The 20,922-nt window shown below is 70.5% G+C and carries 27 protein-coding genes; 14 read left to right on the top strand and 13 right to left on the bottom strand.

Annotation, left to right across the window (positions count from 1 at the left end; translation table 11 throughout):
- The first annotated feature begins 82 nt into the window (after positions 1-82).
- A complete protein-coding gene (locus IE305_RS06260; protein WP_190128428.1) occupies positions 83-442 on the top strand; it encodes a hypothetical protein in 360 nt (119 codons plus the stop codon).
- A gap of 90 nt (positions 443-532) precedes the next feature.
- On the opposite strand, the gene IE305_RS06255 is transcribed toward IE305_RS06260, so the two are convergent.
- The 13 genes from IE305_RS06255 to IE305_RS06195 form a co-directional block, all read right to left on the bottom strand.
- Positions 533-1,063, bottom strand: coding sequence for an NUDIX domain-containing protein (locus IE305_RS06255; protein WP_190128427.1), 531 nt, complete (start codon positions 1,061-1,063; stop codon positions 533-535).
- Between the two features lie 154 nt (positions 1,064-1,217).
- Positions 1,218-2,546 carry a DNA cytosine methyltransferase gene (locus tag IE305_RS06250; RefSeq protein ID WP_190128426.1) on the bottom strand — a complete coding sequence of 443 codons (1,329 nt, stop codon included), beginning with the start codon at positions 2,544-2,546 and terminating at the stop codon, positions 1,218-1,220.
- Between the two features lie 824 nt (positions 2,547-3,370).
- Positions 3,371-3,994, bottom strand: a complete 624-nt coding sequence (locus IE305_RS06245; protein WP_229890643.1) for a DNA cytosine methyltransferase — start codon at positions 3,992-3,994, stop codon at positions 3,371-3,373.
- A gap of 158 nt (positions 3,995-4,152) precedes the next feature.
- Positions 4,153-5,001 (bottom strand): hypothetical protein, encoded by an 849-nt coding sequence (locus IE305_RS06240; protein WP_190128425.1) that lies wholly within the window; start codon positions 4,999-5,001, stop codon positions 4,153-4,155.
- 90 nt (positions 5,002-5,091) lie between these two features.
- Positions 5,092-5,847 carry a hypothetical protein gene (locus tag IE305_RS06235; RefSeq protein ID WP_190128424.1) on the bottom strand — a complete coding sequence of 252 codons (756 nt, stop codon included), beginning with the start codon at positions 5,845-5,847 and terminating at the stop codon, positions 5,092-5,094.
- Between the two features lie 95 nt (positions 5,848-5,942).
- The gene (locus IE305_RS06230) at positions 5,943-6,422 is read right to left on the bottom strand and encodes a hypothetical protein (RefSeq protein WP_190128423.1); all 480 of its coding nucleotides are present in this window, start codon (positions 6,420-6,422) and stop codon (positions 5,943-5,945) included.
- 94 nt (positions 6,423-6,516) lie between these two features.
- Positions 6,517-7,152 (bottom strand): hypothetical protein, encoded by a 636-nt coding sequence (locus IE305_RS06225; RefSeq protein WP_190128422.1) that lies wholly within the window; start codon positions 7,150-7,152, stop codon positions 6,517-6,519.
- Between the two features lie 83 nt (positions 7,153-7,235).
- On the bottom strand, positions 7,236-7,814 hold the full coding sequence (locus IE305_RS06220) for a hypothetical protein (protein WP_190128421.1): 579 nt from the start codon (positions 7,812-7,814) through the stop codon (positions 7,236-7,238).
- A gap of 67 nt (positions 7,815-7,881) precedes the next feature.
- On the bottom strand, positions 7,882-8,262 hold the full coding sequence (locus tag IE305_RS06215; RefSeq protein WP_190128420.1) for a hypothetical protein: 381 nt from the start codon (positions 8,260-8,262) through the stop codon (positions 7,882-7,884).
- Positions 8,263-8,470: 208 nt separating this feature from the next.
- The gene (locus tag IE305_RS06210; RefSeq protein WP_229890641.1) at positions 8,471-8,683 is read right to left on the bottom strand and encodes a hypothetical protein; all 213 of its coding nucleotides are present in this window, start codon (positions 8,681-8,683) and stop codon (positions 8,471-8,473) included.
- Positions 8,680-9,330 carry a hypothetical protein gene (locus IE305_RS06205; RefSeq protein ID WP_190128419.1) on the bottom strand — a complete coding sequence of 217 codons (651 nt, stop codon included), beginning with the start codon at positions 9,328-9,330 and terminating at the stop codon, positions 8,680-8,682. The genes IE305_RS06210 and IE305_RS06205 overlap by 4 nt, the downstream gene beginning before the upstream one ends.
- Before the next feature lie 79 nt (positions 9,331-9,409).
- A complete protein-coding gene (locus tag IE305_RS06200; RefSeq protein ID WP_190128418.1) occupies positions 9,410-9,790 on the bottom strand; it encodes a hypothetical protein in 381 nt (126 codons plus the stop codon).
- Between the two features lie 278 nt (positions 9,791-10,068).
- The gene (locus IE305_RS06195) at positions 10,069-11,259 is read right to left on the bottom strand and encodes an IS110 family RNA-guided transposase (protein WP_373311545.1); all 1,191 of its coding nucleotides are present in this window, start codon (positions 11,257-11,259) and stop codon (positions 10,069-10,071) included.
- 238 nt (positions 11,260-11,497) lie between these two features.
- On the opposite strand from IE305_RS06195, the gene IE305_RS06190 reads away from it, so the two are divergent.
- The 13 genes from IE305_RS06190 (at position 11,498) to IE305_RS06130 (ending at position 20,890) form a co-directional block, all read left to right on the top strand.
- Positions 11,498-11,917, top strand: coding sequence for a hypothetical protein (locus tag IE305_RS06190; RefSeq protein ID WP_190128416.1), 420 nt, complete (start codon positions 11,498-11,500; stop codon positions 11,915-11,917).
- A gap of 116 nt (positions 11,918-12,033) precedes the next feature.
- Positions 12,034-12,267, top strand: a complete 234-nt coding sequence (locus IE305_RS06185; RefSeq protein WP_190128415.1) for a hypothetical protein — start codon at positions 12,034-12,036, stop codon at positions 12,265-12,267.
- Positions 12,268-12,409: 142 nt separating this feature from the next.
- The gene (locus IE305_RS06180; RefSeq protein ID WP_190128414.1) at positions 12,410-12,829 is read left to right on the top strand and encodes a hypothetical protein; all 420 of its coding nucleotides are present in this window, start codon (positions 12,410-12,412) and stop codon (positions 12,827-12,829) included.
- Positions 12,830-12,996: 167 nt separating this feature from the next.
- A complete protein-coding gene (locus tag IE305_RS06175) occupies positions 12,997-13,401 on the top strand; it encodes a hypothetical protein (RefSeq protein WP_190128413.1) in 405 nt (134 codons plus the stop codon).
- A gap of 255 nt (positions 13,402-13,656) precedes the next feature.
- Positions 13,657-15,288 (top strand): hypothetical protein, encoded by a 1,632-nt coding sequence (locus IE305_RS06170; RefSeq protein WP_190128412.1) that lies wholly within the window; start codon positions 13,657-13,659, stop codon positions 15,286-15,288.
- Positions 15,289-15,427: 139 nt separating this feature from the next.
- Entirely contained in the window at positions 15,428-15,850 is a 423-nt protein-coding gene (locus IE305_RS06165) for a hypothetical protein (protein ID WP_190128411.1), read from the top strand.
- Positions 15,851-15,925: 75 nt separating this feature from the next.
- A complete protein-coding gene (locus IE305_RS06160; protein WP_190128410.1) occupies positions 15,926-16,438 on the top strand; it encodes a hypothetical protein in 513 nt (170 codons plus the stop codon).
- A gap of 71 nt (positions 16,439-16,509) precedes the next feature.
- The gene (locus IE305_RS06155) at positions 16,510-17,067 is read left to right on the top strand and encodes a hypothetical protein (RefSeq protein WP_190128409.1); all 558 of its coding nucleotides are present in this window, start codon (positions 16,510-16,512) and stop codon (positions 17,065-17,067) included.
- 106 nt (positions 17,068-17,173) lie between these two features.
- On the top strand, positions 17,174-17,794 hold the full coding sequence (locus IE305_RS06150) for a hypothetical protein (protein ID WP_190128408.1): 621 nt from the start codon (positions 17,174-17,176) through the stop codon (positions 17,792-17,794).
- 84 nt (positions 17,795-17,878) lie between these two features.
- Positions 17,879-18,808 carry a hypothetical protein gene (locus IE305_RS06145; protein ID WP_190128407.1) on the top strand — a complete coding sequence of 310 codons (930 nt, stop codon included), beginning with the start codon at positions 17,879-17,881 and terminating at the stop codon, positions 18,806-18,808.
- A gap of 167 nt (positions 18,809-18,975) precedes the next feature.
- Complete coding sequence (locus tag IE305_RS06140) at positions 18,976-19,380, top strand: hypothetical protein (protein ID WP_190128406.1); 405 nt, start codon at positions 18,976-18,978, stop codon at positions 19,378-19,380.
- An 81-nt stretch (positions 19,381-19,461) separates the two neighbouring features.
- A complete protein-coding gene (locus IE305_RS06135; RefSeq protein ID WP_190128405.1) occupies positions 19,462-19,755 on the top strand; it encodes a hypothetical protein in 294 nt (97 codons plus the stop codon).
- 79 nt (positions 19,756-19,834) lie between these two features.
- The gene (locus IE305_RS06130) at positions 19,835-20,890 is read left to right on the top strand and encodes a phosphoadenosine phosphosulfate reductase family protein (protein ID WP_229890639.1); all 1,056 of its coding nucleotides are present in this window, start codon (positions 19,835-19,837) and stop codon (positions 20,888-20,890) included.
- The last annotated feature ends 32 nt before the right edge of the window (positions 20,891-20,922 follow it).

The following is a 20,922-nucleotide window of genomic DNA, read 5'->3' as shown; positions in this document are numbered from 1 at the left end:
GCGCACGCAGTACGTCCTGGCGACTCGAGCGCCCGCGGTGACCACGACGAGGGACGACCCGGCTTCTGCGGTTGGTGAGGGCGTGTTCGACAGCGAAGCCGTCCACGCGTCCTTGATGGATCTGATCGGCGGGCTCGCGCCGCAACGGCCGCTGAGGGCAACGGCGGAGGAGGCGCTGGCCGCCGTCTCCGCGTTGTTCGTCTTCCGCCTGTCCTGGCTGGCCTACTGCAACGAGGCGTTCGACCTCGATCCCGAGGCCACGGACAGCCACAGCGAGATGTGCCGGCGGTGGGTCAAGGGCGAGGTCGTGCGTGCCTGGCCGTACTTCGCCCACGCCGAGACCGCACTCGCCACCGTGACGAAGAAGATCACGAACCTGCAAGAGGAACTGGTCGACTTCTGCGGCCACGACATCACGGCGCTGGACCGGCGAGCCGCATGATGCGGTACGCCGAGGCGCCCAGGGAGTTCTCCGGCCCCGGCCTCTGCCTGTTCCGCTCGACACGCTCGCCGAGTATCCGCAGGCAGGTGATCAGCCGCCCGAGGCCGCCGCGGCCAGGAGCAGCGCGGCGACGCTGCCAGCCTCAGTGATGCGACCAGCACGAACAGCGTCCACAGCCTCACTCAGCTTCCACCAGTGCACGGTCATGCCGATTTCGGTGTCGTCTCGGTGGATCGTGCCGGGCCGCAGGTCAGTGGCGAGGAAGAGGTGCGTCGTCGCGATCGTCGCGGCGGGCAGCAGGTGGATCATGCCGAGCGGACGCAGGGTGCCAGCGACGAGCCCCGTCTCCTCCTCCAGCTCGCGCAATGCCGCCTCCTGCGGCTCCTGGCCGCCCCTGCCGCCTCCTGGAAGGTGAAGGACGCGGCGCTGATGGAGGTAGAAGTCGTCCTCGACCAAGACGACTCGACCGTGGTCGTCGAGGGCCACGACGCGGACCGCACTGTTGACCGTGATGTGCTCGTACGTGCCGCTGCTGCCGTCCGGCCGGATCACCGAGTCGCGGGTCAGCGTGATGAAGGGGCCGCGATGCACTACCTCGCTCGCCGTTCGTGTCCACCCCATGGGCAATCCTCCCCGAGCCGCTGCCGACGGTCGTCGAGGCCACGCTAAAGGCCCACGGACCACCCCACGTGCCGCTAGCCCGAATTCATGTCGCCCGCGTGCGGCGGGGACCGCGGCCCGGCCTCCGCTGGGAAGGCCGGGCGCGCGGTGGAGGTCAGACCGCTAGGTCGTACTCGTCGCCCCATAGGTCTTCGTAGTGGTAGAGGCCGGTGAGGTAGTCGCGGACCCGTGGCTCCCAGTCGATGCCGTGGAGTATGGCGAGGACGTACGCGGCAACGGCGGGACAGACGACGTCTCCGGCCTGTTGGAACTGGCTGGAGCGGGAGCCTTGCCATGGGTAGGCGGCTTGGAAGGAGACGAGGGTTCCGGCCTCGGCGGGAGTCAGGCGCAGCCCGTCCCGTTCGCGGACCCAGGTGCGGGTCTTGCCGGTGAGGCACCAGGACGGCTTGTCGGCGGAGAAGCAGTTGCCGCCCTTGGCGCGGCCGGTGGCCGGGTCGACGGGCCGGTTGCCTCGGGTGTTGATCCGCTCACCCTCGTCCCATCCGAGGGCTTCGGCCATCGTCGTGACCGGCAGAGCCTGGGCGGGTGGGGTGATGTCCACCCACTTGTGCCGGGTGGCGATCATGAACGTCCGCTTCCGGCGGGAGGCGACACCGAGGTCTGCTGCCTCCAGGACGGCCCAAGAGGTACGGAACCAGTCGGCGCAGCCGAACTCGATCGAGAGTTCTTCCAGGACTCGCTCAGGCAGGTTGCTGGACTGCTCCATGGCCATCCAGGCGATCGGTGCGCCTGCTGCCTGGAGGCCGAGCGGCCAGATCGCTACCTCGGCCATCAGGCCGATGCGGGGGTCGGTGAGACCGTGCAGCGTGGCGCGGACCTCGTTCCAGGTGGCACCGGAGCGCGGGGCGTAGCCCTCGTGGTACCCGAGGTCGGCGCACAGCGGACACTCGTCTTCGAGGTCGGGATACAGCTCGTCGCAGCACACCTCGTCGAGACGGATGAACCCGGCGGCCTCGCCAACGTAGGAGATGGTCTCGCACAGGATGTCGAGGTTGGTTCCCAGCAATCCGGCACGCTTACCTGACGTCGAGAAGCTGGGGCACGGAGGGCTGATGATGACGCCGTGCGTGCAGCGCAGTGCCGGGTGCTCGGGGTCGAGCTTGGTGATGTCGGCGCAGATGCGGACGTGGCCGGCTGCGCGGGCGGTCGCGCACGCGTCCTCGTCCATGTCGACGCCGACGACGTCGAAGCGGGTGACGCCGAGGACCGTCTTCAACCCTTCGCCCCAACCGCCCGGACCGGCGCACAGCTCAACTACTCGTTCCGGCTCGCCCTCTTCCCAGGGGAGGAGCCAGCGGCCGGGCCAGGGCGCGGCGATCTCGTCGAGCTCGGCCATGACGTGCGCCGGGATCGGGGCGCCGACGGCTTTGTAGGAGAGGGCGGTGGTGACGACGCTCTGTTGGACTGCGGTCAGCTCGCTCACGGGGCGGTCTCTTTCGCTTCGGGTCTTGCTGGCGGTTGCTCTCCACCAACTCCATAAATACTACAGCACGAGTCATCATGGTTGTATTTGTGCAGCCCAATGCCATGCATGTGACGCGCGTTGTCGCATCCGGCTTTCGCCTGCCGGAGCGTGCAAGGCCGCGCCCCGACCCACGCGAGGGCCAGGACGCGGCCAAGCCCAGGCGCTACGCCCCACCGTCTCCGAGCGCACGGTCGAGCAGCAGGCTCACAGCGCCCGCCGCCTGCGCGGGGACCACCCCGTTACCCAGCGCCGCGAACTGCGCCGCACGAGGAAGGCCGGGCACTGCGGTAACCCAGCCCGGAACCAACCCCATCATCCATTCCACGAACGGGGCAGCGAGGCGACCGCGGTCGTCGACCGCCGGAGGAGCAGCCCGGCCAAGGCGCCTTTCCCATCGGGCGATGGTCGGGGCATACCGCCCCCACACGGCTTCACCAGGGGCTGGCGAGCGGGTGCCTCCCGGGAACGCGGCGAGCGGCATGGCGAGCTGGCCGCCTCCGCCAGCCTTCGAACGGCACACCGGGGCCTCGCCGTAGTGAGCGGCGCCCGGCACCAGGTGCTCAACCTCGTCCGCGAGGGTCGGCCCGTGACCGCCCTCGCGTCTCTTGTCAGGATGCTGTGACCCCCCGTTCACCGCGAGCTGCGCCGTGGGGGTTTTAAGCAGCGGGGCTGAGGGGCACTCGCCGGCAGGCTCGGCCGGGGCCGTGTGCTGCCGGACTGGCGGCCGACCGGCCGCGCGTACCGTCGCCGCGCGTCGGTAGGTCACACCTGGTCCAACCGCCCTATGCCGACGGCCAGGCGAGGACGAACACGCGCTCGCGGCGGTGCGGGGCTCCGGCGTCCGATGCGCGGTGCACTTTCCACTCCGCATCGAACCCGATGGCGGCCAGATCTCCGAGTACGGCACCGAGACCTCGAAGAGGCCCGGTTCGCTGCTGGACATCCACTGGCCCATCTCCTCGTCCCATGCTGCGAGTGGCCGGTGCGGAGAGAAGACCTCGGACATTTTCGATCACTACCAATTTCGGGTGGAGGGTGCGGATGGCGTGGGCTACGTGAGCCCAGATGCCGGAGCGGGTGCCGGGCGCGATACCTGCGAGCTGTCCGGCGAGGCTGACGTCCGTGCAGGGGAATCCGGCCGTGAGGATGTCGACGGGCGGGACGGTGCTCCAGTCGACGCAGGTGATGTCGCCGTAGTTCGGAATGTGCGGCCAGTGGTGGGCGAGGATGCGAGCGGCATGCTGGCCGGGATCGTCGGGGTCGTACTGGCAGTGCCACAGGACCTCTCCTCCGAGCAGGTCCTGTACCGCGAGGTCCAGGCCCCCGTATCCGCTGCACAGCGAGCCGATACGGGGGTTGGGCGGGATGCGAAGACGGGCGGCGCGCTCGGGGGCGCGGAGGGTCAAAAGGACTCCTTCCCGGAGAGGAGCAGCCCGGGTCGACCAGGCCACGAGGAGCCGGAAGGCTGCCGGCCAGCGGCGTCTTCTGTCCGCCGGGAACGCCACTGCCGGGCGTGAGGTCAGTCACGCCCGGCAGCAGACGGGGCAGGTAGGGTCGTGCTGGGTCAGCTGGCGAGGCGCGCAGCGAGGTGGACCAAGTGGTCGACGCCGACGCCGTGCAGCTCGGCGACCACGGGCGTGGTGTCGCGGATGCGGGCGGCCGGGTCGGCGGGCGGACACACATAGCCGAACGGCCCCGTCGCCGCGCCGAAGGTGAGTTCGCCGTCGTCGAGCTGGTCGACAGGCGTGTACTGCACCAGGTGGGCGGCCACGCGACGGCCCAGGCGGGTGCGCACATCGCGCAGTGGGAACCGGGACGTCTCGGCAGCGCGCTCCGGCAGGAACAGCGGCAGCACCTGCTCGACGTCGGCGACCGGCCCGCTGACTGACAGGTCACACGCCGGGTTCGCGCCGATGAGCGTCACCGCGTACCGCACGCCCTGGCTGCTCCACTCCACGAGGTCGCTGTTCGGGTGGCTGCCGGTGCGGTTGACCGTCGCCGGGCCGTGGGCCCGCACCGCGCTGCCGATCAAGTTCAGGTGCCGCAGTCGGGCGCGCCGGGCGTCAGCGGGCCGGTCGGCATACGCGAGGGCAGCGACGTCATCCATGCGCGGCAGGACGAGCCGCAGGGTCTCGCGTACCACGGGCCCCGGCGCTATTCGGTCGAGGATGAGGTCCGGCTCGTACGGCTCGCGGTCATCGAGCTGCCACGCGATCTCGGTGCGCCACGGGTGTTCGGCGAGGATGAGCGCGCCGGGCCGCCCGGCCTGGGTGAGGCGCGCGGCGGGGCGGGTCGTCCACCAGGCCGCGTACGGGGCAACCGTCCAGGCGTTCCCGTCGCGGTGCGGCAGGCGCTCGGCGACGCGGTGGGCGAGTGCCGGCGCGGCGGTCACGGGGGCGGTGGCAGTGGCCATCAGGTGGTTCCTTCGGGTCTTCCGGCGTTGCTCTCGCCGGGGAGTGGACCGGCAGGAGGCGGCTTGCGTCGCCCCCTGCCGGAACGGGGGCTACTTCTGGAGGGCGCGGTCGAAGCACGCGTTGACACCGGGCGCGGTGCAGCCGGGCGGGCACGGCGACGGCGACAGCCGGTCGAGGAGCGTGCGGACGTCGTTGGTGCCCTCGGCCGTGCTCTGGACGACGCCGTGGTCCGAGGGGTACGTGATGGCGGCGCGCAACACCTTGCCCGAGCGGGCCCCGATGACGACGTGTCCCTTCACCCCGTGCGGGCCGCGCGCGGCCAGGTGCAGCAGGTGCTTGGCCTTGCCGGTCTTCCAGGTCAGACGCAGTTCCTTGGCGGCGGCCAGGTCGGCAATGCCGTGCGTGTACGCGGTCAGCCCGTGCGGGGCGACCGGCTTCGACGCGGTGAAGGTGCTCAGCCCCACGCGCGCGCCGTCCAGGGTGAGGGTCAACGTGTTGTGCCCGTCGCGCTGCGCCCGGATCAGGTCGGAGTGCAGGCAGGCGCCGGTCTCCGGTTCGTACAGCGGGATCGCGTCGATGAGGCGGGAGTCGCCGCCGAGGATGCCGGAGGCGTCGTCGCCGCACGGCCCGTACCCCTCGGCGTACGCGTCGCGCGGGGCGCCCTTGTGTGTGGAATTCCCGGTCAGGTAGGTGCCGCTGCTGTCCCGGAGCCACCACAGGGCGGCGTGCACGGTCTCGTCGGTCTCGTGCTGGTCGGCGGTGGCGCGCAGCGTGTGGCGCGGGGCGAGCGCCGAGTGCATGGCGATGTCTATGACCTCGTTGAGGGCGAAGTTGAGCGTGGTCACGGGGCGTTGGCCTTTCGGGTCGAGATCTGTCCCGGTTGTTCTCCGGGCGGTGAGGCGGGGCGCGCGGGGAAGGGGGGCGCGCCCCGCCGGGGTGGCTAGAGCCAGGAGCGGACGACGCGCGGGCTCTCCGAGTAGCACTCGGTGGCCACCGTGTAGAAGTCGGCGTCCGGGTCGTCGAGGAGGGTGAGCGCGGCGTTCACGACGAGGTTGTCCAGGTCGTCGGCGTAGGCGCGTCCGGTGTGCTCGGCGGCCAGATCGATGCCGCTGTTCACGGCCTGGGAGACCTGCTCGCGGGTGTATTGCGGCGCATCGTCGTCGGGGGCGTCGGCGGGTGCCTCCCGGTGGTGCTGGTTCTCCACTTCGTCCCATCGTGCGGACGGCGTGTCGAGGAGCGTCATGACGGCGGTGACGGCCCACGCGAAACGGTCGGCGTAGCTGGATACGTGCGCCTCGTCGGCTGCCATGGTCGCGCCGTGGTTGATGGCTGTGCGGACCTGGGCGCGGGAGTACAGGTTGGCCGGGGCAGAGTCGGCGGCCTGGGGGTGGCTGGTGGTGGAGGAGTCGAGGATGGTCACGGGGGTGTCCCTTTCGGTTCGGGTCTGTGCCGGCCCGGTTGCTCTCCGGGTCGTGGGCCCCGGCCGGTGGCCGGGGCGGGGTTCGAGCGGGCGGTCAGTCGGCGTCGCGGATGCCGCGCACGGCGTCGGCAACGCGAGCGGCGACGGTGGGCAGGCCGAAGGCGGAGCTCACGTCCGTCAAGTACGTGCGGTTGTTGTCGCGCAGGTTCGCCCAGATGTACAGGTCGCCGTCCTCGTCGACGGCGAGCTGGAAGTAAGCGCCCGGCTCGTCCTGGTGCTCGATGCAGGCGCCGACGCCCCACGAGGAGGACTCGGCGTGCCAGTCGGGGCCGAGGAGCTGCACGGCGGCGCGGCCGATGTCGGAGACGCTGAACGGGTACTCCGTGCCTGGGGCGGGGTGGTAGCGACCGTGGTCGTCGTACGGGAGGGAGGTGGCGTACGCGCGCTCGAACGTCTCAATCGCGGCCCGCGCGGTCTGGCGGGCGGTGCGGGTGAGGGCGCGGCGGCCCCGGCGGGTCGTGGCGGCGGTGTGGACGTCGGCGATTGCACTGTCGAGCTGGGGGACGACTGTGGCCCAGATGGTGATCTGGGTGCGGGCGGAGGCGTAGGCGAGCATCCGGTCGAGTCGGGCGGCCAGCGCGGTGGCGGCGTCGCGGCGGCGGGGGAAGGTGGCGTACACGCCGTAGGCGGCGCGGGCGGCGGGGGTGAGCGGTGTGAGGCTGGTGTTCATCGGGTGGTGCCTTTCGGGTCTGGGCCGGTTGCTCTCCGGCCGGGTGGGTGCGCCGGTGCGGCGCACCCGGTGGTGCGGAGTGGTCAGTTCGCGGCGTCGCCCTCCGCGTCCGGTGCCGGGGTGATGGTCGGCTGGTTGCAGGGGCGGGCGTTGTCGACGCGGACTTCCCCGGCGAGCTTCATCAGGTCGCGCTGGAGGGCGAGGGCGCTGGGGAGCCAGGCGTCCGTGGCGGGCTCGCTGGTGGCCTGCGAGAGCTGTTCGTGAACGAGGGTGAGGCGGTGACGAAGGTCGGTCTCCTGCTGGGCGAGCGTGGGGGAAACGGGGTTCAGCGGCGCAGGCATCGGCAGTGCGGCGCAGGTGAGCGGGGCGTCTATGTAGTCCGTGAAGTTCGCGGGGAACCGGGTGTCCGGGTGGAGTCGTGCGATTTCGCGTGCGTCGCTCAGCGCCTGGGCGGCGTCCGTGAAGCACGCGTTCGTGGTGCTGCCGGGCGTGTACCGCTCGAACGCCTCGGCTGCCCGGTCCAGGTGGGAGGCGATGAAGCGGAGCGCGGTGATGGTGGCGGGCGGGGCGAAGCGGTCGCGGGCGACGTGGGCGATGATGCGGGCGCGCAGGGCGGCGGCCTCGGCGGGGGTGAGCGTGTTGCGCGGGGCGACGGCGTTCATGGTGGGTGTCTCCTGGGTTGTGGAGCCGGGGCGCGGAGTGTGCCGCCCCGGCGAGGGTCTGTGTCCGTCAGGCAGCGGCGAGGACGGCGCGGATGGCCTTGTACTCGGCCTTGCGCGGCTTGTAGGTCGCGACGATCTGGGCGACCTGTTCGACGGTGTAGCGGTAGACGGTCACGACGCGGCGGGCGCGGCCGTTGAGAGTACGGCGGATGCGGGCGGCTCGACCCCGAATGCCTGCCTTGCGGGCTTGGGCACGAAGTGCGTCGGCGGCCCCGGCCACGACGTCGAGCGAGGCGCCGGTGGCGATGATGTGGGTGGCCAGTGAGCGGGGCCCGGTGCGGACGCGGCGGGCGGCAGTGGCGGCGGCGCGGCGTGCGCGGGACTCGGCGCGGTTGGCGCGGGTGCGGTCGCGAAGGAGGGCGGCGGTACGGCGGGAGTTCGCGGACACGGGGGTCCCCTTTTCGGTTCGGGTCTGTGTCGGCGGTTGCTCTCCGCCAACAAGAAAAATACTACAGCACGCGTCGCAATGGGTCTAGTCCCGGATCGTGAACGATCCGCAAATGGGTAGGCCGCAAGCGAACTTTGGTCACGTTCTCGACCGCGACGGTGCTGCGCCCCAGGGATTCGGCAACGCGCGCTGCACTTGAACCGGCTGGCTAGAACAGGGCGTCGGCCTGGGGCTTCTCGGCCTGAGTCCGGCGGGGCGCGACCCTGCGCACGGGCGCCTCGTCGCCAAACAGGGCGGCGGTGCCGTACGTGTCCGGGGTGGCCGGCACCGGGGCCCCGATCCGTGCGGCCCGCTCGTCGACCAGGGCGAGTGGGGCCGACTCGTCGAAGTCGCCGCGTCCCATCCCCCTCCAGTCCGTCACCGGTTTCCCTCCGTCCGCTGCGTGGCGTTCAGGTCGATGACGGTCACGCGCCCGGCCTCGTCGGTGACCTCAAGCTCCGGCGGCCACCCGTCGGTGGCGTAGCTCTTGAGCTGTTCGTAGGCGAGCCGTGCAGCCTCCTGCGGACTGGACGCCTCGAAGTCGGCAGACCACATCACGCCGTACGTACGCACGGGGGGCCTGGCGGCTTCCTCGGCAGCTGCGACGACGTCGGCAGGGATCACGGCCACGGGCAGGTTGCGCAGCTCGATGGCGCACGGCTCGTCGCCCTCGTCACCCTCACCACGCTCGGAGGGGGCCAGGCACACGAACCGCCACCCGACATCGGCAACGCGGCCGTGGTCGCCAAGCGTCCACGTGTCGACGTCCTCGCACTCCTCACACCCCTCGCACGGGCAGTCCCGCAACGCGTGCGGGTCGGCGGAGTACGGGGTGGGGACGTGTTCCGCTTGGCGGGCGCCGCTCTCGTCAGAGAAGGCGGCGAGCACGAGGTCACCAGCCTTCACCTCATGGGCGTGGACAGCCACGGCCTGGTCGAGGGTGAGTCCGTACGGCAGGGGCGGGTGGTCGGGATCGATCGGCCGGTCGGTGAGGTGAAGGGTTTCGGAACCGAGGGCAAGTGTGCGCATGACGGGTCCTTCTGGTCGGGCGGGGAATTGGCAGGCGGGCCGGGGCGCAGCGGCGCGGCTGCGCCCCGGCGGCGGATGGTCAGTGGTGGGTGCCGCAGATGCGATTGCCCATGGTGTGGCAGTCCCAGCCGCTCTCGCCTTCGTCGATCCGGCCGTCGCGGTTGTCGTCGCCGAGGGCGTCCGCGCGGCCGTCGGTGAAGCCGTCGTTGAACGCGGTCACGATCTCGTCCTGGGTGGGCTTGGCGTCCGGGTCTGTGCCGGTGCAGGAGCCGAAGAGGCCGGGGTTGCCCCGCCATTCGACGCCGATGGAGCAGCCAGAGGTGCCGAAGGTGGCTCCAGCGTTCTGCCCGTCGTAGGTGTGGCCGAAGGTGGCGAGGGCGCCGAGGGTGGCGGTGGCCAGTCCGGTGGCGAGGAGCGCGGCGGGGCGGGGCCGGAGGGTGGACAGGCGCAGTCTGCGCATGACGAAGTCCTTTTCGGTTCGGGTCTGTTGGCCCGGTTGCTCTCCGGGCCGGTGGTGCGATGAGAACGCTACGCACTCCGAATGAAAAAGTACAGCGCACGTCATGACTGGCGATCCGGGGTGCCTTATGTGGGGTGTGAAGTGGGGGCGTCCGGCGGGGTTCCCAACGAGATGATGCGTGCTGTACTATTTAGGTGTTGGCGGGAAGCGACGCCAACGGCCCGGAGAGCAACCGGGCCAACAGACCCGAACCGAAAAGGAACTTCCCAATCGTGTTGTCAAGCTGCTCCCGTGACGGGGGGTGAAGAGTGAAAGCACTCTCCGTCTCGGATCATCGCCCACAGAACGTTGAGGCGCCTGCGCGCGAGGGCCAGCAGTGCCCGCTTGTGTCCCTTGCCCTCGCTCCGCTTCCGGTCGTAGTACGCCTTCGAGGCGGGACAGCACCGCAGGCTGACCATCGCGGACAGGTACATGGTTCTCAGCAGCCCGCGGTGGTAGCGCCGGGGCCTGCGCATGTTGCCGCTGACGCGGCCGGAGTCGCGGGGTCTGGGTGCCAGGCCGGCGAAGCCGGCCAAGCGGTCGGAGCTGCCGAAGGCGTCCATGTCGCCGCCGGTCGCGGCGATGAACTCCGCCGCGAGTTTGGTTCCCATACCGGGCAGGCTGCGGATCACCTCGGCATGCGGGTGCTCGCGAAACTTGGCCTCGATCAGGGTGTCGAGCTCAGCGATCTCCTCGTCGAGGGCCATCACTCCCTTCGCGAGGCGGACCACCATGGCGGCGGCCAGTTCCTCGCCAGGGAGCACGGTGTGCTGAGCCCGGGCGGCCTCCACCGCACTCTTCGCCAGTGTGGCGGCGCCCCGGACCTTGCGGTTCCTCAGCCACGTCTCGATCCGGCTCGCGCCCGCACGGCGGATCGCCGCCGGGGTCTGGAAGCCGGTCAGCAGCATCACCGGACCGTGGTTCGTCAGCTCCAGGGACCGTTCCAGCGCAGGGAAGATCTCCAGGAGTTGGGCACGGAGCCGGTTGATCTGGCGGGTGCGGTCGAAGATCAGGTCCAGGCGGCGGGTGGTCAGCGTGCGCAGGTCGACGGCGATCTCGTCGCCGGGTCGCAGCAGGCCGAGGTCGTGGCGGACGCGGGCCTGGTCGGCGATGACGAAGGCGTCCTTCGCGTCTGTCTTGCCCTCGCCGCGGTAGGTAGCCGAAGCGCGGTGAATTGCCAGGCCGGTGAGATAGGCGACCGGCTGGCCATGGCTGACCAGCAGGCCGATCAGCAGCGCGGCACCACCATGGTTGAGGTCTACCGCCCACAGCGCGTCCCGGGATATCTCCAAGACGTCGCCGATGAGCGCGAGGAGCTCGGTCTCGTCGTTCTGGACCCGGCGGGACAGCAGACGCTTGCCCTCCGCGTCGATCACCACCGCGTGGTGATGCGTCTTGCCGATGTCTACCCCGGCCCAGATCTCAGGCACGGTCACCTCCGCCAGCTCGTCGTAGATCGATCCCGCAGACGACCTCGCCGGCGTTGTCCTACAGCAGCGATCGGAGTCGCATCTCCCAATTGGCGGTCGAGTCGTCGCGGGGCTCCGGGCGGCCAAGTTCCTTGAGCCATCGAACGGTCTCCGCCATGCCAGCCATACCCAGAGCCCCTGGGCCCTCCGATCTTACGAATGACCAGAGTCAGACCCACACCTGAAAGGTAGGACACCCATGCCCGTCACCCTGGCCAAGACCCTCCGCTCCTTCACCGTCCTCATGCAGGACGGCACCGTGCGCGCCGTACTCCTCACCCCCGCCACCCAGGAAGACCGCGATCTCCTCTACTTCGACGCGTACTGGGGCGACTGCCTCGACCTGCGCGAGGTGACAGCCATCGACGGCTTCGACGCCCACACCAAGGCCGTCGCCATCCACGACCGCGAAACGGCGATCGAGGACTACACGTACCGCCTCGGCGTGGAGTACGGCGCAGCCTGCGCGGTCTACCGGAGCCTGCGCACCTGGGCCGACGCCATGGGCACCGAAGGCCGCGCCCGCTGGATCGGCCACCCGATCCTGGCCCGCCTCCCGCTCACCGCGTTCGTCCTCACCGAGGTCATGCGCGAGCACCACGAGCTCACCACCGCCTGACCGGCAAGCGCCGCCCGCCCTCCCCGGCGGGCGGTGCGCCCTGCCCCCGTACCGGAACACCGGTGCCGGCGCCGGGCGCACCGCCCCGACTCACCGCAACCACGAGGAGCACCACCATGACCACGAAGACCTTCACCATCAGCCCTCGCTTCGACATGGACCAGCACATCCTGGGCTGGGGTGAGGGATGGGTGGAGCACATGCGCCTCATCGGCGGCCGCCTCTACTACTTCACGCGCGGCTTCACGGCCGAGGGATACACCACGAACCGCGCCTGCATCCGCGAGCCGAGCACCGAGTGGGGCGTCCTGCCGTCCTGGCGTCTCGTCCACGAGTTCAACCTCGCCTGACCGCGACTCCTGCCACACCCACCCCACCCGCCTCGAACACGCAAAACAGCGTGAACCAAGACGCTCTTACGCGTGCGCGCGCATAGAGGGCTCTCAAAACTCGCGAAATCCCGTCCGCTCTCCCCTGAAAGGGTCTTTCCGGATGACCACTTCCACGATCACGACCGAGCTGACCCCGGCGCAGATCACCGTCACGCTCGACCAGTGGGACCGGCCGGTCGTAGTGCTGCCCGACGATGTCGCCGCGCGGCTGGCCGTCTCCTCCCGTACGGACGTGAAGGACTACGGCTACTGCCACTTCGAGTCCCGCCGCTTCGGCGTCGACACCTTCGAGACGCACGCCATCCGGGCGATGTTCGAAGCCGTTCTTGCCGCGCACCCCGACGAGCGGGGTCTTGGCCAGTACGAGCGGTTCGGCACGGGCTACTTCTACGGCTGGATCGTCGGCGCCTCCGGCTGGGACACGGCCGCGCGCACCTGGAACGAATACGAGACCACCAAGCACCTGCACGTGGACGGCATCCACCTTCATCACGACGGGCGTAGCCACTTCGGCTCCTAGCCCGCTCCACGGCGCCCGTCGTCGGCACGGGCGCCCCTTCCTCCTCTTGCTCTCCTCCTGAAAGGGCTCTTTCGCCATGCCTGTCTCGCTCGACAAGACCGTCCGCACGTTCACCGTCCTCCACCAGCGGGGGGGGGGAGGTCTTCCACGTCGTCCCTGCGCGCGCCATGCTCCAGCCGGACGGCTCGCTGGGCCCGTACGCCGAGGCATGGCAGGACATGTTCGCCCGCGGCCTGAAATCGACGACAGTTGAGGCCGTTGACCGGTGGGCGGCCGTACGCGCGGCGGCCGACGAGATCGGTCCGTACATCACCGAGCGGGAGTGGCTGCTGGGCCACATCGACACCTTCGCGCGCTGCAACCGGTCGGCCGACCCGCAGCTGCCCACCCGTGAACGCGCCCTCGTCATCGACGTCGTGCTGGAGTCCCCGTTCACGCCCGTGATCGACCCCACCGGCCCGGTGATCGCGTGGGACGGCGCGTCGGCCGAGGAGCGCCGTGTGTGGCTCGCCGAGCAGGCGACGGGCGTTCTCCTGCGCTGGTACCGCCACATCCGGCAGATCCACCGCTGACCCGCTGAATGCCGGCCCCGCCCGCCCCCTAGCTGGGGGTCGGGTGTCGGCCACCTTGCACAGTTCTCCCCGCGCGCCGCCAGAGACCCCCCATAGGCTCTCTGACCTGCGCGCGGGGCCCTTCCGACTGGTCTGGTCACGTGCCAGGCCCCACCCGCCCGTGAGGTTCCGTTGAGTCCACCTGCCAGCACACTCGCCCATCGCTCCGTATTCGCCGTGCCAGAGGCGGAGACACTGCTTGACACCGTCCGAGGGGTGTCGGGGGCGTGGCTGAGGAAGAAGTTCCCGCGCGCGACCGTGCAGCTCGGCACCGGGCAGCACACGCTCGACCGGTCGTCCCTGCTGCTGTCGCAGGCCGCATACGACGACGATGGTGCCGAGTACGCCACCCGTATCCAGCTCCGCGAGGACAAGACGGAGGCGACCTGGCGCACCACAGTGACGGCGGTTCGCTCCAGCACGGGCGGCACGGTGAGCGTCGACCTGGAGTGCTTCCCGAACAGCGCGCAGACCTTGCGCACCGGCAAACCCCGGCTCATCCGCGACCTGGTGGCGAAGCTGGAACCGCGCGACGGCATGGCGAGGCTGAGCGTGAACGCGCTGCGCGTCCCCCACGACCGCGTGCACTTCCTTGTCGACGTGCTGCGCGACCCCCAGCGGCAGACGCCCACGGTCGTTGCCGCACGGCCCACCCAAGCCGATCCGCTGTGGTCGGAGCGCGTGGCCGGCACGATGCGGCAGCTCGCCGGGGACGCGTCCATGTACCTGCTATGGGACCTGGCCACGGTCGACGCCTTCCGGGAAGAGATCGGCCACGACCATCGTGTCGGCCCTGGCTGCGTGCGGACATTCCTGCCGCTGGTCGATCCGGCCTGGGCGCCGGATGCCGCCCGTCACCGGTTCATGGGCCCCTCACGGTTGACCGATCCGGCTGACCAGGCGTGGCGCGGCATTGCCCGCCGTATTTACGCCCTCGCTCTGGAACGCCCCCTGCCCCCGCAGCTTTCCGCCGTGGCGTTCCCCGACCGCTTCGCCGAGCAGCAACGGCAAGAGCGCCGCGAAACCATGGACAAGGCCCGGCTCCTGACCTCCGTACCGGCGCAGCGGAAGGGCGAGCACGACGAAGAGCTGCGCGTCGAGGTGACCCTGCTGAACGGTCTGCTGGAGCAGGCCGACAAAGAGCTGTCGGAACTGGGTCGTACCGTCGAGTTGGCAGAGCGAACGAACACGTCCATGCAGGGCCAGCTCCAGGCCGTCATCGTCGAGCGGGACAACGAGATCGAGGACCACCTGACGACGCTTGACGCGTTGCAGCGGGCGCGGGCCGAGGCGGACCGTCTCCGGCTTCTGTTGCTGCGCCAGGGCCGCTCCGAGGAGGTCGCCGAGGCGGCCGAGAGCTTGCCGGGCGTTCCCTCGTCGTTCGAGGAGCTGTGGGAGCGCCTGGCGGAGCTCGAGCACCTGACAGTGACGGCGGATCGGCGGATTACGTTCGGGCTCGACGAACACGCCATGTCGCGCACCTGGGCGGCGAAGTGCTGGACGGCGCTGGTATCGCTCGACTCGTACGTCGCGGCGGCGAAGGCCGGATTCAACGGTGGCTTCTACCAGTTCTGCACGACCACGCCCCCAGGCGCGAAGGCGTACCCGTTCCGGCAGGTCGCGATGACGGAGACCGGGCAGACGATGGCGCAGTACGGGCATGAGCGGCAGTTCCCGGCCCTGGACGGCGGCCGTGTCGGGATGCAGGCGCACCTGAAGCTCGCCACACGGGGCATCGCTCCGCGGGTGTACTTCCTGGACGACGTAAAGGGGACGCAGGGCTGGAGTGCCGGCCGTCTGGTCGTCGGGTATATCGGGCCGCACCTGACCAACACGAGGACCAACTAGATCGGCGCAGCGCGTGGCGCGGCGGGGGTGGGTGGCTCGAATTTCCGGGGACCACTATCGCCCCACGTGACGTGTGCTGTAGTATTTCTGGTGTTGGCGGAGAGCAACCGCCACAGACCCAAACCGAAAGGGGACCATCGTGTCCTTGACCCTGACCCTGCCCACCATGGACGAACTCACCGCCCGGTGCGGGCCCCTGCGCACCGTCCTCGCCGACTCCGGACCCGTCGACATCCAGGCCGAGCACGATGCCGTGTACTCCCTGGAGATCCTGGGCGGCAAGACGCTGCGCGAGTCCGTCATCAGCGACAAGGCCCGGCCGGTCCTGATCATCCGACTCGTTGAGTACCGCGACCCGGTCACCCACACCACGCGGTACGGCGTCGAGAAGTGGAGCGCCGTCGGCTTCCGCACCGTCGACCACACGGTGCGCCTGGTCTCCGACGCCGAGTACGAGCGTCAGGTCCGCGCCGAGCGCTCCGAGCCGAGCCTCGCCATAGGCCGGGAGCGGTCCACCGGCGGCGGCCTGGCCGCCTTCTACGACGTCACCGACGTCATCTGACCACCAGCCCACACCGGGGCGCAAGGCGAACACATCTTGCGCCCCGCCCCTCGGCACCGAAGGACCACCATCACCATGGCCACCGCACACAAGCCCCCGGCCCCCGCACTCAAGATCCCCAAGACCCCGACCCCCGCACACCGCCGCGCGCTGCTCGCCGCACTCGCCGACGACAAGGGCCGCGTTCCGCAGAGCACGGACACCCGAGTCCTGGACGCCATCTGCCTCGCCTGCTGGGTGACCGCAGTGACCAACACCGGGCGCGCCGCTGCCAGCGCGCGCTGGGCCGGGTACGACGGGCCGGTCTTCCACGCCCTCAACAGCCGGGGCCGCCGGGCGCTGCTCACCGACGCCGGGAACACCGCGCTCCGAAGCGCCGGCCCGGACGGGCGCCTGCCCGAGGACACCTCGCGGCCGACGGTGAAGACCCTTCACCGTGACGGCCTGGTCGAGTTCCGTGACGGGGACGGCACCACGCGCCCCAACAACGGCGATGACGGCGTACGAGGTCCACTGCACGCCCCCTACGTGACCGAACTGGGCCGCCGACTGATCACGGGCTTCCCTCAGTCCTACCGGTCCGCCTGACGTCCTTCCCAGAGCCGCGCCGCCCACACCGGCTGTGCAGCCTGCCCGCACACCGAATGGAGACACCAACGATGAAGCCCCTCGACGCCGACGCCGCGCTCGCCCTCGTCCGCGCCAAGGCCGCCGAATGGCAGGAGAACGCCGCCCGGACCCGCACGCTCGGCGCGGACGAGTCCCTGGGCTGGCACGTCGACCGCATGGGCGAGCGCGACGACATGGCCATGGAACTGATCGAGACGTGGCGGATCCTCGACGAGACGATGACCCGCAACCACGGCCTGGACCGGCCCGAGGCGTGGCACGTCCCCCAGCTCACCGACGAGCAGTTCGCCCACGCGTTCGCCGACTGGCCGGAGCTGGCTGTGTTCGGCAAGGACCTGGTCAAAGACCTGTGCCGCCACCACGGCATCCGGTACGTCCGCTGGCTGGCGCAGTGCGCCGTGAAGAACGCCCCCGCGCTCGCCGCCCCGAGCTCCAGTGCTGACGAGGACGCGTGCACCTGCGTCACCCACTGCGACGAGGCGGAGGGCGGATGCAGGCTGGCCGGGCGCCGCCACGTCCACCCCCGCACTCGCACCGGGCAGTACGGGCCGTGCCCTGAGCACCCCGATGCCCCCGGCGACTTGTAGCCCAGCCCACGGGAGCGCCCGCTGCGGCGCCCCGGCACCGCCTCACCCCCCCCCGGCGGAGAGCAACCGCCGACAGACCCGAAGGAAGAGAACCATCAGCATCCGCATGTTCAACGCCATCGCGCTTGGAGCGCTCACCGCTGCCGGCATCCCCGCTTTCCTCGACAAGGAGGAGGGACTGCTCATTGCGCACCCCACCGACGTCCCGCAGGATCAAGCGACGACCGGTCATCACGTCACAGTGGCCTCCCTCCCGTACGGGGGCGGCTACTGGGCCACGGCGTGGGAGTGCGCTGGCAAGTCCGACTTCATCGAGGTCGCCACCGTGTTCAAGGCGGAGGACCTGGCCTTGTGCGTGCAGGCCGTCGCCGAGTGGTTCACCACGCCCCGCCCGACCGCCGGGGCCGTGTTGCTCGCCGCGCTCGCCAAGTGGGGCATCACCGCGCACAGCGACGACATCGGCATGAGCTACGCCATCCCCGTGGACCAGACGACCCCCGCCGCGGACGCCCGCAACCGCCCGCACCTGTCGGTTGGCGATCGTTCCCCCTCCATAGAGCACGTCCCCGCCGCGCACACCGGCTGGACGATGTTCCTCCACGACGAGAACGGCGAGCCCATCGGCGAGCCGCTGTACATCAGCGGCAAGGGGGGCCCGGTGGACTGCGACACCGACTCGGCGACCATCGCCGAACTCATCGCCGACATGGTGACCTACCCGATCTGACCGCACACTGGGGCGTAGCACGCGCTGCGCCCCGGCCTCCCTCGGCGGAGAGCAACCGCCGGAAGACCCGAACCGAAAGTCCCCATGCCCCCCGAACTCAACCTGTCCTACACCACCCAGAAGATTCCGAACGGACAGCGCCGCGCCATACTCGCCGCCATCGACACAGGTGGCTACCTGCCCACCCGCACCCCCCGCCGGGTCCTCAACTCGCTCCCCGAGGAATGGGCCCGCACCGATCCCCGGACTGGGTTGCGACGGCTCACCGACGCAGGATGGGGCGCGCTGATGACGGTCGACCGCTTTCATGCGCTGAGGCGCGCCAACCCGGAGACGGGTGTCGTGCCGGGCCTCAACTACGCCGAGGGACGCGGCCTGAGCCGTGACGGCCTGGTCGTCTTCCGTGACCGGACTGGAAAAAGCGTGGAGGCCACCGACCGGTGGCGCACTGGTGCCAGCGCGTACATCACCACACGCGGCCGGAAGCTGGTGGGCATGCCGCTCACGGGCCCGGCGTTCGCCACGCGGCTTCCGGTGAACTCCCGGGGCATCTGGAAGCGCCCCGGGCAGCCGGACACGCGCGTTCAGATCAACGGCTGGCCTATGGCTGACGGCAGCGTGCGCGTGTGGCCGCTCACCGGGGCATGGGCGGCCAAGCGCGAGCGCGAGGTGCCCGCGGCCGAGCTGCGGCCCGAACCCCGCCGGATCCGTGGCCTTCTCACGCCGTCCCCTGCGGGCAGGCCGGTCAGGGCCGCCCGTGCCCGCTTGGCCCGCACACACAGCACGGCCATTCGCAGCCGGCACCCCTACCTGCGCACGATGGCGCTCCGTGGCGAGTTGCGGCACAGCGCTCAGGAAGCCGCCATCAGGGATTTCGGCGTAGGTGACGCGACCGCGAGGCGCAGCGGCGCATACGGCCGCCCCGTACCGCGTCCGCCCGTTGACCGCTCCGCGCTCCCTCGGGAGAAGCGGACGGGCACCGCTCGCCAGATCGGCCGCCCCGGTCGCCCGTAAGCGTCCCAGTCCCACCGCCAGGGCGCAGCCGAGCCGCTGCACCCTGGCCCGTTCCGGCGGGAGAGCAACCCGCCGTAGAGTAGACCCAAGGCGACGCGTGCTGTAGTATTTCCGTTGTTGGCGGAGAGCAACCGCCGACACAGACCCGAACCGAAGGACCCAGCGCCATGACCACGCCGTTCCTGTCCACGTTCCTGCCCGACACCACCCGCAACCGTGAAAGCCTCGCCGCCGCCTGGCTGCGGATGCTCGAACTCGGCTACACGCCCCGTACCACTCCGGTCACCGAACCCGAAGGCTGCACCCGCACCCGGTGCGCGGGCGTCCACCACGGCTACCCGGGCAGCGAGCACCGTTGGGCCCTGACCGACCTGCTGTGCGGCGAGGACATCGACGTCTTCTACAGCCACATGCGGGAGCGGAAGGGCGTCAAGCCCGCCCCGCCGCGCCGCCACAAGGGCTGCCCGTACTCCGGGCCCGGCAACGCCGCCAAGCGCGCCGCCCGCTACCTCGAACTCGGCCTCGCCGTCCCCGACTGGGACACCGACGCCCGCGCCGCGCTCGCGGCCTGACCACCTCCCGACGGGGCGCGACGCAGACCGCCGCGCCCCGGCACCCTCACCGCCACTCCACCACGACATCGCGAGGTAGTCATGATCACCACTCCCAACGTCACCGTGAAGGACTCCAGCCAGCTCGCCGAGGGCGACATCGTCCTCACCCACGGCATGCGGGTCCGGCTCGATTCCTGCACCACACGCAAGGACTCCGGGTGCACCGTCTTCACCTGGTCCGGGACCGTCCTGAATCTCGACGAGGTCCGCGAAGAACGGCACGTGCCCATGCCCTGGCTGCGCACCTGGAAGGGCGGGCTCGTCGACCGCGAGGACGCGTGGACGATCCAGGGCAACAGGTTCGCGAACTGGCTCGTCGAGAACCCCTCGTAGCGCTCCCCGCCGGGGGCGCAGCCACCACGCCCCCGGCCCCTCTCCACCTTCCGTCCCTCATTTTCCCGACGAGGACACTGTGAGCGCCCAACTGACCCTGTTCGCCGAGACAGCCCCCGCCCCGAAGAAGCGCGCCCGCCGTACCCACCCCTCCGTGCCCGCAGTGCCGGCCACGACCATCCCGACGGCGCTGCTGCGCGCCGCCGACTGGATACTCCTGAACTCATCCGGTGGGAAGGACTCGCAGTCGATGGCCTCCCACGTTTGCCGCCTGGCCGCGAAGCTGGGACTGCTCCACCGTGTTGTGATCGTTCACGCCGACCTCGGCGACGTGGAGTGGGGCGGCACCCGCACGCTCGCCGAGGAGCAGGCCCGCCGCCTCGGAGTCCGCTTCGAGGTGGTCAAGGCCGAGGGCGGCGACCTCTTGGCGCGCACCGTTGCCCGGTTCTTCAAGCTCAAGGCGAAGGCTGAGGAGGAAGCCCGCGACGAGGGCCGCGACCCCGCCACTGCGAAGGTCGCTCCGGCTTGGCCTTCGAGTACAGCTAGGTGGTGCACTTCGGATTTGAAGCGGGGGCCGATCCGGAAGCTGATGACGCGGCTCGTGGCCGAACTCGGCGATCTGGGGCGCCCGGTGCGCATCCTGAACTGCATGGGCCAGCGGGCCGCCGAGAGCGCGCCGCGCGCCAAGCTCGCGGCCGTCGAGATCGACCGCCCGGCAAGCAACGGCAAGAGGCATGTCACGACGTGGCGGCCCATTCACGGCTGGACGGATGCCGAGGTCTGGAAGGAGATCGCCCGCTCCGGCCTGCCGTACCACGAGGCGTACGACTGGGGCATGAGCCGCCTGTCCTGCTCGTTCTGTGTCCTCGGGTGTGAGGCGGACGTCGTCCTCGCCGCGCGGCTGCGCCCGAGGAAGGCCGCCCAGTACGTCGCCGTCGAGAAGAAAGTCGGCGCCGACTTCAAGAACGGCCTGTCCGTGCGGACGATCATCGAGCGCGCCAAGGCCCTGGACGCCGAGTACGGCGAACTGCGCCGACCCCCGCGAGGGACCGCGCTCTCCGGCTACGTCGGCAAGAAGGCCACCCGCACGTACCTCGATCGCCTCGAACGAGGGCGTCTCGACCTGGCGGCCTGACCCGCCGCCCACAGTGGGGCCCAGGCGTAGAA

This window comes from Streptomyces mashuensis (assembly GCF_014654785.1).
Taxonomy (GTDB): domain Bacteria; phylum Actinomycetota; class Actinomycetes; order Streptomycetales; family Streptomycetaceae; genus Streptomyces; species Streptomyces mashuensis.
This window is presented reverse-complemented; position numbering and strand designations above follow the sequence as displayed.